The organism is Streptomyces sp. NPDC029041 (assembly GCF_040637515.1).
In the GTDB taxonomy this organism is placed as follows: domain Bacteria; phylum Actinomycetota; class Actinomycetes; order Streptomycetales; family Streptomycetaceae; genus Streptomyces.
The window spans coordinates 363,866-376,996 of the sequence record NZ_JBEZWO010000002.1; the positions used below are offsets into that span (position 1 = coordinate 363,866).

At 70.9% G+C, this 13,131-nt stretch carries 13 protein-coding genes; 9 read left to right on the plus strand and 4 right to left on the minus strand.

Going from position 1 to position 13,131, the window contains the following annotated elements; translation table 11 throughout:
* Positions 1–40: 40 nt before the first annotated feature.
* Together AB0F04_RS05200 and AB0F04_RS05205 are read left to right on the plus strand one after the other, a co-directional pair.
* Positions 41–1,423, plus strand: coding sequence for an amino acid permease (locus AB0F04_RS05200; protein ID WP_362037919.1), 1,383 nt, complete (start codon positions 41–43; stop codon positions 1,421–1,423).
* A 131-nt stretch (positions 1,424–1,554) separates the two neighbouring features.
* Complete coding sequence (locus AB0F04_RS05205) at positions 1,555–2,202, plus strand: superoxide dismutase (protein WP_362037921.1); 648 nt, start codon at positions 1,555–1,557, stop codon at positions 2,200–2,202.
* A 105-nt stretch (positions 2,203–2,307) separates the two neighbouring features.
* Here AB0F04_RS05205 and AB0F04_RS05210 read toward each other — a convergent pair whose 3' ends face one another.
* From AB0F04_RS05210 to AB0F04_RS05225, 4 genes are all read right to left on the minus strand, one after another.
* Positions 2,308–2,832, minus strand: coding sequence for a hypothetical protein (locus AB0F04_RS05210; RefSeq protein WP_362037924.1), 525 nt, complete (start codon positions 2,830–2,832; stop codon positions 2,308–2,310).
* Positions 2,833–2,911: 79 nt separating this feature from the next.
* Positions 2,912–3,688 carry an SAM-dependent methyltransferase gene (locus AB0F04_RS05215; protein ID WP_362037927.1) on the minus strand — a complete coding sequence of 259 codons (777 nt, stop codon included), beginning with the start codon at positions 3,686–3,688 and terminating at the stop codon, positions 2,912–2,914.
* A gap of 12 nt (positions 3,689–3,700) precedes the next feature.
* The gene (locus tag AB0F04_RS05220; protein WP_362037929.1) at positions 3,701–4,324 is read right to left on the minus strand and encodes a histidine phosphatase family protein; all 624 of its coding nucleotides are present in this window, start codon (positions 4,322–4,324) and stop codon (positions 3,701–3,703) included.
* Positions 4,321–5,817 (minus strand): FGGY family carbohydrate kinase, encoded by a 1,497-nt coding sequence (locus AB0F04_RS05225; RefSeq protein ID WP_362037931.1) that lies wholly within the window; start codon positions 5,815–5,817, stop codon positions 4,321–4,323. The genes AB0F04_RS05220 and AB0F04_RS05225 overlap by 4 nt, the downstream gene beginning before the upstream one ends.
* Positions 5,818–5,973: 156 nt before the next feature.
* Between AB0F04_RS05225 and AB0F04_RS05230 the strand changes: the two genes are divergently transcribed.
* Genes AB0F04_RS05230 through AB0F04_RS05260 form a run of 7 tightly spaced genes read left to right on the plus strand, consistent with a single transcriptional unit; the run spans position 5,974 to position 13,117 of the window.
* Positions 5,974–7,395: a sugar ABC transporter substrate-binding protein gene (locus tag AB0F04_RS05230; RefSeq protein ID WP_362037933.1), complete on the plus strand. Its 1,422-nt coding sequence runs from the start codon at positions 5,974–5,976 to the stop codon at positions 7,393–7,395.
* Between the two features lie 4 nt (positions 7,396–7,399).
* On the plus strand, positions 7,400–8,284 hold the full coding sequence (locus AB0F04_RS05235) for a sugar ABC transporter permease (RefSeq protein WP_362037935.1): 885 nt from the start codon (positions 7,400–7,402) through the stop codon (positions 8,282–8,284).
* Positions 8,281–9,105: a carbohydrate ABC transporter permease gene (locus AB0F04_RS05240; protein WP_362037937.1), complete on the plus strand. Its 825-nt coding sequence runs from the start codon at positions 8,281–8,283 to the stop codon at positions 9,103–9,105. The genes AB0F04_RS05235 and AB0F04_RS05240 overlap by 4 nt, the downstream gene beginning before the upstream one ends.
* Positions 9,102–10,190 (plus strand): ABC transporter ATP-binding protein, encoded by a 1,089-nt coding sequence (locus tag AB0F04_RS05245; protein ID WP_362037939.1) that lies wholly within the window; start codon positions 9,102–9,104, stop codon positions 10,188–10,190. Before AB0F04_RS05240 ends, AB0F04_RS05245 begins: the two co-directional genes overlap by 4 nt.
* A complete protein-coding gene (locus tag AB0F04_RS05250) occupies positions 10,187–11,023 on the plus strand; it encodes a DeoR/GlpR family DNA-binding transcription regulator (protein WP_362037940.1) in 837 nt (278 codons plus the stop codon). Before AB0F04_RS05245 ends, AB0F04_RS05250 begins: the two co-directional genes overlap by 4 nt.
* Entirely contained in the window at positions 10,992–12,089 is a 1,098-nt protein-coding gene (locus tag AB0F04_RS05255) for an ABC transporter ATP-binding protein (protein ID WP_362037943.1), read from the plus strand. The genes AB0F04_RS05250 and AB0F04_RS05255 overlap by 32 nt, the downstream gene beginning before the upstream one ends.
* The gene (locus AB0F04_RS05260) at positions 12,086–13,117 is read left to right on the plus strand and encodes a 2-hydroxyacid dehydrogenase (protein ID WP_362037945.1); all 1,032 of its coding nucleotides are present in this window, start codon (positions 12,086–12,088) and stop codon (positions 13,115–13,117) included. Before AB0F04_RS05255 ends, AB0F04_RS05260 begins: the two co-directional genes overlap by 4 nt.
* The last annotated feature ends 14 nt before the right edge of the window (positions 13,118–13,131 follow it).

The following is a 13,131-nucleotide window of genomic DNA, read 5'->3' on the forward strand; positions in this document are numbered from 1 at the left end:
TGCCCTCGTACGCCCCTCACGCATAGGACGAGTCGCGCCCATGCCCAGCAGCACCACCACGGGGACGCCGCCCAGCGCGGACGACGTCTCCCTCTCCCATGGCCTGAAGCAGCGCCACCTGTCGATGATCGCCCTCGGCGGGGTGATCGGGGCCGGTCTGTTCGTCGGCTCCGGTGCCGGTATCGCCGCGGCCGGTCCGTCGATCGTGGTCGCCTACGCCCTCTCCGGTGCCCTCGTGATGCTGGTGATGCGGATGCTCGGCGAGATGTCGGCCGCGTATCCCTCGTCGGGGTCGTTCTCGGCGCACGCCGAGCGGGCGATCGGCCCCTGGGCGGGATTCACCGCCGGCTGGTCCTTCTGGGTGCTGCTGTGCACGGCCGTCGGCCTGGAGGGCATCGGCGCCGCGAAGATCGTCAGCGGCTGGCTGCCGGGCACGCCGGAGTGGGCGTGGGTGGCGCTGTTCATGGTCGTCTTCTGCGGCACGAACCTGGCCGCCGTGAAGAACTTCGGCGAGTTCGAGTTCTGGTTCGCGGCGCTGAAGGTCGGCGCGATCACCCTGTTCCTGGTGCTCGGCGTCCTGGCGATCGCGGGCGTCCTGCCCGGCACGGACTCGCCGGGCGCGAGTCACCTCACCGACTTCCTGCCGAACGGCGGAGAGGGCCTGGTCATCGGCCTGCTCGCCTCGGTCTTCGCCTACGGCGGACTGGAGACGGTCACCATCGCGGCCGCCGAGTCGGAGAACCCCGTCCAGGGTGTCGCGAGCGCGGTCCGCACGGCGATGTGGCGCATCGCCCTGTTCTACATCGGCTCGATGGCCGTCATCGTCACGCTCGTCCCCTGGGACTCGAAGGCGGTCGTCGAGAAGGGCCCCTACGTCGCCGCCCTCGACCAGCTCGGCATCCCCGGCGCCGGCCAGCTGATGAACGTGGTCGTCCTGGTCGCCCTGCTGTCCGCCATGAACGCCAACATCTACGGCGCGTCCCGCATCGCCTACTCGCTCGTGGAGCGCGGGCAGGGCCCGAAGGGTCTCGGCCGCATCTCGGGCGGGGTGCCGCGGATCGCCGTGGGGGCGTCCTCGGTGTTCGGGTTCCTGTGCGTGCTGCTGAGCTACTGGCGGCCGAACGACGTGTTCGCCTGGCTGCTGAACATGATCGGCGCGGTGATCCTGGTCGTCTGGATCTTCATCGCCGTCTCGCAACTGCGCCTGCGCCGCCGCCTGGAGCGTGAGGCTCCCGAGAAACTGGCCGTGCGCATGTGGGCGTTCCCCTGGCTGACCTGGGTCGCCCTGGCCGGCATGGCCGCGGTGTTCGTCCTGATGGCCCGGGAGCCGGACACGCGGGTGCAGCTGTACTCGACGGGCGGGATGATCCTGGTTCTGGCCGCGGTCGGGTACGCGTGGCAGAAGGCCCGCGCCAAGCAGTAGGAAGTCCACCACCGAAAGGCCTCCGCGACACGGCGGGGGCCTTTCGCGTGCCTGGACCCCCACCGGAGCACTCCTGCTGCTAGCGTGCAGTTGCAAGCATGTTGCAATAAGGTCCGGAGGGGATCCCGCCCATGCCCGTCTACACGCTGCCTGAACTGCCCTACGACTACTCCGCGCTCGCCCCCGTGATCAGTCCCGAGATCATCGAGCTGCATCACGACAAGCACCATGCCGCCTACGTGAAGGGCGCCAACGACACGCTGGAGCAGCTGGCCGAGGCGCGGGACAAGGAGACGTGGGGGTCGATCAACGGGCTGGAGAAGAACCTGGCCTTCCACCTGTCCGGGCACATCCTGCACAGCATCTACTGGCAGAACATGACCGGCCCGAAGGACGGTGGCGGGGAGCCGCTGGCGCAGGACGGGGTGGGTGAGCTCGCCGACGCGATCACCGAGTCCTTCGGTTCCTTCGCGCGGTTCAAGGCGCAGTTGTCCAAGGCGTCGGCCACCACGCAGGGTTCGGGCTGGGGCGTGCTGGCCTACGAGCCGCTGAGCGGGCGGCTGATCGTGGAGCAGGTCTACGACCACCAGGGCAACGTCGGCCAGGGCGCCACCCCGATCCTCGTCTTCGACGCCTGGGAGCACGCCTTCTACCTGCAGTACCGCAACCAGAAGGCCGACTTCATCGAGGCGATGTGGCAGGTCGTCAATTGGCAGGACGTGGCCCGTCGTCACGAGGCCGCCAAGTCCCGGGCGAACGTGCTCCTGCCGGCCCCCTGAGGCCGTGAAGCGTCCTGCCTCGTGATCGTCTTCTCACCCTTCACGCACGGCAGGCGGAGAGAAGGAGACCCCCGCGAGGACGTGACTCGCGGGGGTTTCCCGTGCCTAGGCGGCGTGGTGGATGACCAGCTTGAACTCGGCCAGGGTCAGCAGCCTCGAAGTGGCGTCGTCGTGCGTGACCCGCAGGGCGAGCGGCATGCCCGGGTCGACGAAGATGCCGTGGCTCTTGACGAAGAACTGCCCTCCCGGTGACGGCGGCCGATGCTCGGTCGCCGTCGTGTCGTTCGGCGTCGGCGTCAGCCCCAGTGGGTCGCGCACGAACTGGTCGCGCAGCTCCGTGTAGCCGTTGGAGGCGCTCGGCGCCTCCCACTGGATCATCGCGTGGAGCTGGCCCCAGCCGGCTTTCGACGGCCAGATCAGCCCGCTGCGGTCGTCCGTCGCCCAGTTGGACACCACGTAGCCGTCCGGCTGCACGGCCTGGTGCATCTCGAAACGATCGGTGGGCTCGGCCGCACCGAAGGGGAACCGCACCACCTTGTACGTGGTGCCGGGCGCGATCAGCTGAGGCGTGTCGACCTTCAGTGAGCACACCTGCACTCCGGGGACGGTGTCGTCGCTCGTGCCGGACATGGGTCAGCTCTGCCCATCCGGACGGCCCGCCATGCGCGGTGCGGTCACTTCGGGCCCCCGGAGCACGCGGCGGTGCGCGTCACGGCTTGCGGCCCAACCCTCCGTGCTGGCCGATCGGGTCCGTGGGGGCGCCCGGCTCGGGGTGCCACAGCGGTACCGAGACCACGCCCGGTGTCACCAGTTCCAGGCCCTCGAAGAACGCCTCGATCTGCTCGACCGGCCGCAGGAAGTACGGGACCGCGCCCGTCTCGTTGTAGGCGTCCTGGGCCTGCTCGTAGGCGGGATCCGTGCCGCGTGAGCCCTCGTTGAGGGAGAGGTGGCTGCCGGAGGGCAGGCCGGCCAGGAGGCGGCGGACCAGGTCGCGGGCCTGGTCGTAGTCGGCCACGTGGCCCAGGATGCCGCTGAGTATCAGGGCCGTGGGGCGGGTGAGGTCGAGGGTCTTGCCGGCGGCCGCGAGGATCTCCTCGGGCTCGAAGAGGCTGATGGGCTCGTAGGCCGTCGCTCCCTCGGGGGTGGAGGTGAGCAGGGCGCGGGCGTGCGCCAGGACCAGCGGGTCGTTGTCCACGTAGACGATCCGCGCGTCCGGGGCGAGCCGCTGGGCGACCTCATGGGTGTTGTCCACGGTCGGCAGGCCGGTGCCGACGTCGAGGAACTGCCGTACACCGGCCTCCTGGACGAGGTACCGGATGCTGCGGCCGAGGAAGGCACGGCTGCTGCGGGCGATGGTGACGATGCCGGGGAAGACGGCGGTGTACGCGTCACCGGCCGCCTCGTCCACCGGGTAGTTGTCCTTGCCGCCCAGCCAGTAGTTCCAGATCCGGGCCGAGTGCGGCACCGACGTGTCGATCTGCGTCATGTGCCCATACTGCTACGGCACTTCGATTTCGCACGGCACATTGAGTGAGAGGAGTGCGGCGGAACCGTCGGGGTTCATGCGCAGTTCGCTGATCGCCGCGTTCCGCAACCGCGGGAGCACTCTGCGGTACTCGCTCACCGGGATCGACAGCAGGGTGCACAGCACCAGCCGCAGCAGCGTGTTGTGGGCGACGACCAGGACGCGTTCGCCGGGGTGGGCGGCGGCGATGTCCCGCAGGGCCCGCACCCCACGGGCCGCCGCGGCCAGCGGGTCCTCGGCACCGGGGAAGGAGTGCTCCACCGGGTCGGCACGGTAGGCCGCGGCCCACTCGGGGTCCTCGGCCTCGAACTCGGCGAGTGTGCGGCCTTCGAGCACACCGAAGTCGCATTCACGCAGGTGGGGTTCGCTCTGCGCGGTGAGGCCGAGGGCGCGGCAGGCGGGGTCGGCGGTGGCGACGGCCCGGGACAGCGGGGACGTCCAGATCGCGTCGACGGGATGGGCGGCGGCCCACCGGCCGAGGGCGCCGGCCTGGGCGCGGCCGGTGTCGGTGAGGTCGATGTCGCTGATGCCGGCGTAGCGGTTCTCGGCGTGCCAGACGGTCTGTCCGTGGCGGACCAGCAGGAGGGTCGTACTCATGAGGCGGAAGTATCCCGGTTCAGACGGCCGTGCGCGTGCGCGGCCACCGGGCCGGGCAGCCAGCCGCGCCCCCGCAGGGCGTCGACGAGACGCGCGTACGGCTCGGCGAAGGCGGCCGTAAGCCCGGGGCGGGGCTCGACGACGGTCCGGACGCGGACCATGCGTGCGGCGACATCCGCGAGCGCGCCGGTCCCCGACGCCCCGTACGCGGCCAGCGCCGCCATGCCCAGGGCCGGTTCCGTCTGCTCGGGGACGCGGGCCGGGCGGCCCAGGATGTCGGCGCGCAGCTGGTTCCAGTACGGGCTGCGGGCGCCGCCGCCGGTGAAGGTGAGCGGGCCGTCCAGGGGGGCGCCGAGGTGGTGCAGGTAGTCCAGGCAGAGGCGTTCGACGAGGCCGACACCCTGGAGCAGCGCCGCCCACAGGTCGGCGTTCTCGACGGGGTCGCCCAGGACGAACGGGGTCGCCCCGGGGGCCCGGAACGGGAACCGCTCCCCCGGCGAGACGAGGGGGTAGGCGATCGCGTTCGACGGCTCGTACGCCCTGGCCGGTACGTCCATCTCGGAGGGGTCGGCTCCCGGGAAGTGCGCCGCGAGCGCCCCGGCCCCGACGCTCGACGCCCCGCCGGGCAGCCAGGTGCCGTCCGGGGCACGGTGGTTGTAGACCACGCCGGTGGGGTCGCGGACCGGGTCGCGGGCGGCGCCCTTCAGCACCAGCGTGGTGCCGAGCACGGAGTTCCAGGAGCCGGGCCGCAGTGCGCCCGACGCGATCTGGGCCGCGCAGCCGTCGGTCATCCCCGCGAACACCGGTGTGCCGGCGGGGATGCCGGTGGCGTCGGCGGCGGCCGGGCAGACCTCGCCGAGGCGCGTCCCCGGGCGGACGACATTCGGCAACAGGCCGTCAGGCAGGCCCAGTTCGGCCAGGGCGGCGTCCGGCCAGCGGTCGCGCTCCAGGTCGTAGCCCGTCTTCAGGGCATGGCTGGAGTCGGCCGGGGGCGGCTCGCCCGTGAGCCGGGAGACGATCAGGTCGGGCTGGTGCGTCAGGCGCAGCGAGGTTCCGCCGTACTCGTCCAGCAGCCACAGCGCCTTCGGCAGCGCCCAGGTGTCCTGGACCGCGAGGCCCGCCTCCCGGGCTCGCGCGGCCTGTGCCTTCGCCCGCCCGTCGTCGTACATCAGGGCGGGGCTCACCGGGCGGCCCGAGCCGTCCGTCAGCAGGACCGTCCCGGAGGTGCCGCACACCGCGAGCCCGCCGATCGGCAGGCCCGGGGGCGCGGAGCGCAGGGCCGCCCGCGACGCGTCGCACAGCGCCGCCCACCAGCGCAGCGGGTCCTGCTCGTGCCGCACGCCGTCCCGCCGCCCCGTGAGCGGGGCCGAGCCGCCGCCGAGGACCGTGCCGTCGGCGGTGACGAGCAGCACGCGGACGCTCTGTGTGCCGAGGTCGACGCCCAGCCAGCCCCCACCCGTGTCCGCGCCCTCGTCCGCACCGTCGTTCACCATCCGGAACCTCCCAGGCCGTCGCAGCCGGAACTGTGAACTTCTCACTGTGCCGCGATATTTTCCCGTGCGCGAGGGATTGACGCCCAACTTCAGCCGTTCCACCCTCTGTTAACGAGTCGACTCGACGTGTTAACCAGGCTCCACGCGGAGGTACGGATGGACACGCACGTGCACGACCGCCGACGCTTCCTCGCCCTGGCCGCCGGGGCGGCGGCGGCCCCGTTACTGACGGCCTGCGGTGCCGGTTTCGGCGGGAACGACGACAAGAGCGACGGCTCGGCGGCGGACGACGTCACCGGATCCTTCGACTGGAAGCGGGAGAAGGGCACCACCGTCAAGGCGCTGCTCAACAAGCACCCGTACACCGACGCCCTCATCGCCGACCTCAAGTCGTTCACCGCGAAGACCGGCATCGAGGTCGAGTACGACGTCTTCCCCGAGGACAACTACTTCGACAAGCTCACCGTGGACCTCTCCAGCGGGCGGGCCTCCTACGACGTCTTCATGCTCGGCGCGTACATGGTGTGGCAGTACGGGCCGCCGGGCTGGCTGGAGGACCTCGGGCCCTGGATGCGCAACTCCTCCGCGACGGGCCCCGATTGGGACCAGGAGGACTTCTTCCCGAACCTGCTCCGGGCCGACCAGTGGTCGCTGAAGGCGGGCGCGCCACTGGGCCGGGGCGGACAGTACGCGCTGCCCTGGGGCTGGGAGACCAACGTCGTCGCCTACAACACCGAGCTGTTCAGGAAGCTCGGCGTGCAACCGGCCGAGACCTTCGACGAGCTGACCGAACTCGCCAGGACCATCAAGCAGAAGGCGCCGGGCGCCGGGTTCGACGGCATGTACGGGATCGCCGTGCGCGGGTCGAGGAGCTGGGCCACCATCCACCCGGGCTTCATGACGATGTACGCCCGCAACGGGCTGAAGGACTTCACGGTCGACGGCGGAAAGCTCACCCCCGCCATGAACAGCCCGGAGGCCGTCGCCTTCACCGAGGACTGGGCCCGCATGGTCGAGCGGGGCGGGCCGCCGTCCTGGACGTCGTACACCTGGTACCAGTGCTCCAGCGATCTCGGCGCGAAGAAGGCGGGGATGCTGTTCGACGCCGACACGGCCGCGTACTTCCAGGCGGTGAAGGGCGCCAGCCCCGCCTCCGGGAAGATCGCCTTCCACCCGGGGCCCAAGGGCCCGGACGGGTCGCTCGCCACCAACATGTGGATCTGGTCGCTCGGCATGAACGCCAAGAGCAAGAAGAAGAGCGCCAGTTGGCTGTTCCTCCAGTGGGCGACCGGCAAGGAGCACCTGCGCAGAAGCGCGGTCGCGCACAACCACATCGACCCGGTGCGCAAGTCGGTGGCGGACGACGCCGCGTACAAGGACAAGATGCGGCACCTGCCGGGTTTCCTGGAGACCTTCGAGACGGTCGTCGACCAGACGAAGATCCAGTTCACCCCGCAGGCCCAGTTCTTCGACGCGACGACCAGCTGGGCGGCGGCCCTCCAGGAGATCTACGGCGGCAAGGGCGCGAAGTCGGTCCTGGACGGCCTGGCGGACGACCTCGCCGGCAAGGTGGGCTAGAGGCATGGGGTGGCGGCTCGCCCTGCGCCCGTACCTCCTGATCGTCCCGGCCCTGTTGCTGACCTGCGGGATCCTCTACCCCTTCGGGCTCGGCCTGTACTACACGCTGTTCGACTTCTCGGCGAGCAAACCGCAGCCGGACATGGTGCGGTTCGAGAACTACAGAGCCGTCTTCACCCAGGAGGCGTTCTGGAACTCGGCATGGGTGACCGTGCTGTACGCCGTCGGGGCGGCCCTCGCCGAGACCGCGCTGGGCGTGGGCGTCGCCCTGCTGCTGCACCGCTCGACCCTGATCGGCCGGATCCTGGAGAAGATCCTGATCCTGCCGCTGATGATCGCCCCGGTGATCGCGGCGATCATCTGGAAGCTGATGCTCCAGCCGTCGGTCGGTGTCGTCAACCACCTGCTCAGGCCCTTCGGCCTGGGCGGCGTGCAGTGGACCGACACCCCGACGGGCGCGCTGCTGTCGTCGATCGCGGTGGACGTGTGGGTCTACACCCCGTTCGTGGCGATCCTCGCCCTGGCCGGTCTGCGGTCGCTGCCCACCTCCCCGTTCGAGGCGGCGGCCGTGGACGGCGCGGGGTGGTGGTACACCTTCCGGCGGCTCACGCTGCCGATGCTGTGGCCGTACGTCCTGGTCGCGGTGATCTTCCGGTTCATGGACTCGCTGAAGGTGTTCGACATCATCTACGCCCTCACCGAGGGCGGGCCGGGTGACTCGACGGTCGTCCTGCAGATCCGGGCGTACCTGGAGGCGATCCGTTTCCAGCGGTACTCCTTCGGGATCAGCTACACGATCGTGCTGTGGGCCGTGGTGTACCTGGCCGCGATGGTGCTGGTGAAGCACCTGGGGAAGATCCAGCGGAAGGCCGCGGAGGTCACCACATGAACAAACGCGTCCTCGGGTGGCTGGGCGACGCCGCCCTGATCCTCTACTTCGTCTTCGCGCTGTTCCCGATCGCCTGGATGGTGATCCTGTCACTGAAGCCGGCCGACCAGCTCTTCTCCACCTACTTCTCCTTCTCCCCCACCCTCGACGGCTACCGGACGGTCCTCGGCGACAGCGAGGGCATCCCGTTCGTGCGGTTCTTCGTCAACAGCCTGGTGGTGTCGGTGGGGGCGGTCGCGCTGTCGCTGGTGGTCGGGCTGCCGGCCGCGTACGCCTCCGCGCGGTGGCGGTTCAAGGGCTCCGAGAACCTGATGTTCACGCTGCTGTCGTTCCGCTTCGCACCCGAACTGACGGTGATCATCCCGCTGTTCGTGCTGTACCAGAAGCTCGGCTTGTTCGACACGTACGTCGGCATGGTGTGGGTGCTGCAACTCGTCACGCTGCCGCTGGTCGTGTGGATCATGCGGTCCTACTTCGCCGATCTGCCCCCCGAGCTGGAGCAGGCGGCCCTGCTGGACGGCTACACCCGCAAGCAGGCCTTCTTCAAGGTGGCCCTGCCACTGGTCAAGCCGGGCATCGCGGCCGTGTCGCTGCTGGCGTTCATCTTCGCCTGGAACAACTTCGTCTTCCCGCTGATCCTCACCTCCAACGAGGCCCAGACGGTGACCGTGGGCGCGCTGTCGTTCCTCGGCGGTGACCGGCCCAAGTACAACCTCACGGCCGCCGCCGCCCTGGTGTCGGTCGTACCGCCGCTGCTGCTGGCGCTGACGATCCAGCGGTACCTGGTGCGGGGCCTGTCGTTCGGGGCGGTGAAGTCATGATCCGGCTGAGCGGGATACGCAAGGCGTACGGCAAGACCCTCGCCCTCGACGAACTCGAACTGGAGGTGGGGGAAGGCGAGTTCTTCTGCCTGCTCGGACCGTCCGGCGCGGGCAAGACCACCACGCTGAAGACCGTCGCCGGACTCGAACAGCCCGACTCCGGGACCGTCCTGCTCGACGGCGAGGACATGCGGGGCGTGGAACCCTACGACCGGGGCGTGGCGATGTGCTTCGAGAGCTACGCCCTCTACCCGCACCGCTCGGCCTACGACAACCTGGCCTCGCCGCTGCGCTCGCCCCGGCACCGGCTGCCCGCCGCCGAGGCCCGGCAGCGCATCGGCGCCATCGCCGAACTGCTCGGCATCTCCGGGCTGCTGGACCGGCCCGTCGGGCAGCTGTCCAACGGCCAGCGGCAGCGCGTGGCCCTCGGCCGGGTGCTGGTCCGGCCCGCCCGGGCCTTCCTGCTCGACGAGCCGCTGTCCCACCTGGACGCCAAGCTCCGCCAGCAGATGCGGGCCGAGCTGAAGGCGATCGGCGCCGTGCAGCACACCACCACCCTCTACGTCACCCACGACTCCGTGGAGGCGCTGGCGCTCGGCGACCGGATCGGGGTCATCCGGGAGGGCCGGATCGTGCAGACCGGCACCCGGGAGGAGATCTGGTACGAGCCGCGCGACACCGAGGTCGCCCGGGCCTTCGGCCGGCCCCGGATCAATCTGCTGCCGGGTGTGGTGACGGAGAGCGGCGTGCGCGCGGACGGCGGGGTCGAGCTGCCGGTCCGTCCCCGGGCCGCCCCCGGCACGGACGTCCTGGTCGGTCTGCGGCCCCGGGACATCGCCCTGCACGGCGACGGGCACGAGCTGACGGGGACCGTGTACGTCACCGAGGTGCTCGGCCGGTCCGTCGAGGTCACCGTCCGGCTCGGGACCGGTGAGCAGCGGGTGTCTCTGGTGGCCCCCCGGCACGACGCGGCGCGCCTTCGTGCCGACGATCCGGTACGGCTCGTGGTCCGGCCTGAGAACCTGCTGCTGTTCGAGGCCGACCGGCCGGAGCGACCGGGACGACGGATAGAGACCGAGTCATGAGCAGCAACAGCAGTGGTGGACAGCAGGGGCCGGCGGCACGCCAGGCCGCCATGGCCGAGCAGGTGCTCGCCGACGGCTCGGCGACGGCCGCGGAGCTCGCCGAGCGGTTCGGGGTGAGCCTGATGACCATCCACCGGGACCTCGACGAGCTGGAACGGCAGGGCATCGTACGGAAGTTCCGGGGCGGGGTGACAGCGCAGCCGTCGGGGGTCTTCGAGTCGAACGTGCAGTACCGGCTGAAGACCATGCGGGCCGAGAAGGCCGCCGTCGCCGAGCACGCCCTGCGCATGGTGGAGCCCGGCATGGCGATCCTGCTGGACGACTCGACGTCCACGCTGGAGATAGCCAGGCGGCTGCGCACGGCCGAGGTCACCCCGCTGACGGTCGTGACCAACTTCCTGGAGGCCATCAACCTCCTGTCCGACCAGCGGGGCATCCATCTGATGGCGCTCGGCGGCGACTACGACCCGCTGCACTCCTCGTTCCTCGGGGTGTCGTGCGTGGAGGCCGTCGAGCAGTTGCGGGTGGACGTGTGCTTCGCCTCGACGTCGGCCGTGCACGGGGGGTACGCCTACCACCAGGAGCAGCACATCGTGTCCGTGAAACGGGCGATGCTCGACGCGGCGGCACGCAACGTCCTGCTGATCGACCACACCAAGCTCGGCCGGGTCGCCCTGCACCGGGTCGTCCCGCTGTCCCGCTTCGACACGGTCCTCGTGGACGACGGGGCGACGCCGGAGGCACTGCGGGATCTGGACGAGCACAAGGTCCGTTACGAGGTTTGCGCGACGAAGGGCGACCATGGCGAGCGGAACGGGACTGGAGCTACGTGAGCTGCGCAAGACCTACCGGTCGCGGGGGCGGCCGTCCGTGGAGGCCGTCCGCGGCATCGACCTGAGCCTGCGGTCCGGGGAACTGCTCGGGCTGCTCGGGCCCTCCGGCTGCGGCAAGTCGACCACACTGCGGATGATCGCCGGTCTCGAGTCCGTCACCGGCGGGGACATCCTCGTCGGCGGGGCGTCGGTCGTCGAACGGCCCGCGCAGGAGCGGAACATCGGGGTCGCGTTCGAGAACTACGCCCTCTACCCGCCCCTGTCCGTCGCGGAGAACCTGGCGTTCGGCCTGAAGGCCCGGCGCAAGGCCGCCCGGGGGTCCAGGGGGGACATCCAGCGCAGGGTGCAGGACATCGCCGAGCGGGTCGGGCTGACCGGCCTCCTCGGGGCCCGCCCGGCCGGTCTCTCCAGCGGCCAGAAGCAGCGGGTCTCGCTGGCCCGGGCCCTGATCCGCGAACCGGACGTACTGCTCCTCGACGAGCCGCTCTCCCACCTGGACGCGGCCCAGCGCGACACCACGCGCCGTGAACTCAAGCGCATCCAGAAGGACCTGGGCCACACCACGATCCTGGTCACCCACGACCAGGAGGAGGCCCTCTCCCTCGCCGACCGGATCGCCGTGATGAAGGACGGCGTCATCCAGCAGCTCGGCACCCCTTACGAGATCTACGACAGCCCGGCCAACGTGTTCGTCGCGGACTTCGTCGGCGAGCCCGCGATCAGCCTGCTGCCCGGCATCTCCGGCGGCGACGGCCACGCCCGCCTCTCCGACTCCGTGCGCATCGAGCTGCCCGTGCCGGTGGAGCGGGGGCGGCAGGTGATGGTCGGGATCCGCCCCGAGGACGTCCGGCTCACCGGGGAGGGCGGCCTGCCCGCCCGGGTCGTCGCCCACGAGCCCCTTCTGGAGTCGGGCCTGGCGACCCTCGCCCTGGACGGGGTCGAACGGCATCTGGTCGTCCTCACCGACCCCGAGGTGCGGCTCGCCCACGACGAGCGGGTCCGGGTCGCCGCCGACCCCCTGCACACCCATGTCTTCGACGCCGAGACAGGAGACTCACTGCGATGACCGACCGGAACAGCGTGCGTGTCGTGGCCGCCGGTGACCACTTCGTCCTGCCGTCGCTGATCACGCGGGCGGTGGAGCACGAGGTGGAGCGGGCCGACGTGACGGAACTGCGGCTCGGCTGGCCGCTGGAGCCGTTCGGGCCGGTCGCCGAGGTGCAGGAGGCCAGTGACGCGGAGGACGCGGTGATCGAGGCGCTGGCCGGTGCGGAGGTCCTGGTCACGCAGATGGGACCGGTCACCGAGAAGGTCCTGGCCGCCTGCCCGGATCTGAGACTGGTCGTGGTGTGCCGGGGCGGGCCGGTCAACGTCAACCTGGACGCGGCGAAGAACCGTGACGTGCGGGTGTGTTTCGCGCCGGGCCGCAACGCCGCCGCCACCGCCGAGTTCACCGTCGGCATGATGCTGGCGGCCCTGCGCCGCATCCCCCAGGCCCACGAGCCGCTCGCCCGGCGGGGCAGCTGGGCAGGAGCGACGTACTACACGTACGAGCGCAGCGGACTGGAGCTGGAGGACCTGCCCGTCGGGCTGGTCGGGTACGGGGCCGTCGGCAGCAGGGTGGCGCGCGTGCTGTGCGCGTTCGGGGCACGGGTGATGGTCCACGACCCGTATGTGCACGGCGAGATCCACGGCCTGCGCGTCACCTCGCTGGACGAACTCCTGGGCCGCTCCCAGGTGATCAGCCTGCACGCCCGGCTCACCCCCGAGACGAGGGGGCTGATCGGCGCCCGGCAGCTGGGGCTGCTGCCGGCCGGCGCGGTGGTGGTGAACGTGGCCCGGGGCCCGCTGCTGGACGAGGAGGCGCTGTGCGACGCGCTGGAGAGCGGGCGGTTGTCCGCGGCGGCCCTCGACACCTACGAGCGGGAGCCGCTGCCCGCGCGGTCCCGGCTGCTGGGACTCGCCGACCGTGTGGTCCTCACCCCCCACCTGGGCGGGGCGTCACGGGCGGTCGCGGAGAAGGCCGCCCGGATCGCCGCCGCGGAGGTGGGCCGCTGGGTGCGCGGGGAGCCGCTCGCGCACTGTCTGACCTGAGGACCGGGAGGAGA

What these genes read in the sequence shown, in the direction of transcription:
- AB0F04_RS05200 (WP_362037919.1), top strand. Translation starts at nt 41, where the DNA reads ATGCCCAGCAGCACCACCACGGGGACGCCGCCCAGCGCGGACGACGTC.
- AB0F04_RS05205 (WP_362037921.1), top strand. Translation starts at nt 1,555, where the DNA reads ATGCCCGTCTACACGCTGCCTGAACTGCCCTACGACTACTCCGCGCTC.
- AB0F04_RS05210 (WP_362037924.1), bottom strand. Translation starts at nt 2,832, where the DNA reads ATGTCCGGCACGAGCGACGACACCGTCCCCGGAGTGCAGGTGTGCTCA.
- AB0F04_RS05215 (WP_362037927.1), bottom strand. Translation starts at nt 3,688, where the DNA reads ATGACGCAGATCGACACGTCGGTGCCGCACTCGGCCCGGATCTGGAAC.
- AB0F04_RS05220 (WP_362037929.1), bottom strand. Translation starts at nt 4,324, where the DNA reads ATGAGTACGACCCTCCTGCTGGTCCGCCACGGACAGACCGTCTGGCAC.
- AB0F04_RS05225 (WP_362037931.1), bottom strand. Translation starts at nt 5,817, where the DNA reads ATGGTGAACGACGGTGCGGACGAGGGCGCGGACACGGGTGGGGGCTGG.
- AB0F04_RS05230 (WP_362037933.1), top strand. Translation starts at nt 5,974, where the DNA reads ATGGACACGCACGTGCACGACCGCCGACGCTTCCTCGCCCTGGCCGCC.
- AB0F04_RS05235 (WP_362037935.1), top strand. Translation starts at nt 7,400, where the DNA reads ATGGGGTGGCGGCTCGCCCTGCGCCCGTACCTCCTGATCGTCCCGGCC.
- AB0F04_RS05240 (WP_362037937.1), top strand. Translation starts at nt 8,281, where the DNA reads ATGAACAAACGCGTCCTCGGGTGGCTGGGCGACGCCGCCCTGATCCTC.
- AB0F04_RS05245 (WP_362037939.1), top strand. Translation starts at nt 9,102, where the DNA reads ATGATCCGGCTGAGCGGGATACGCAAGGCGTACGGCAAGACCCTCGCC.
- AB0F04_RS05250 (WP_362037940.1), top strand. Translation starts at nt 10,187, where the DNA reads ATGAGCAGCAACAGCAGTGGTGGACAGCAGGGGCCGGCGGCACGCCAG.
- AB0F04_RS05255 (WP_362037943.1), top strand. Translation starts at nt 10,992, where the DNA reads ATGGCGAGCGGAACGGGACTGGAGCTACGTGAGCTGCGCAAGACCTAC.
- AB0F04_RS05260 (WP_362037945.1), top strand. Translation starts at nt 12,086, where the DNA reads ATGACCGACCGGAACAGCGTGCGTGTCGTGGCCGCCGGTGACCACTTC.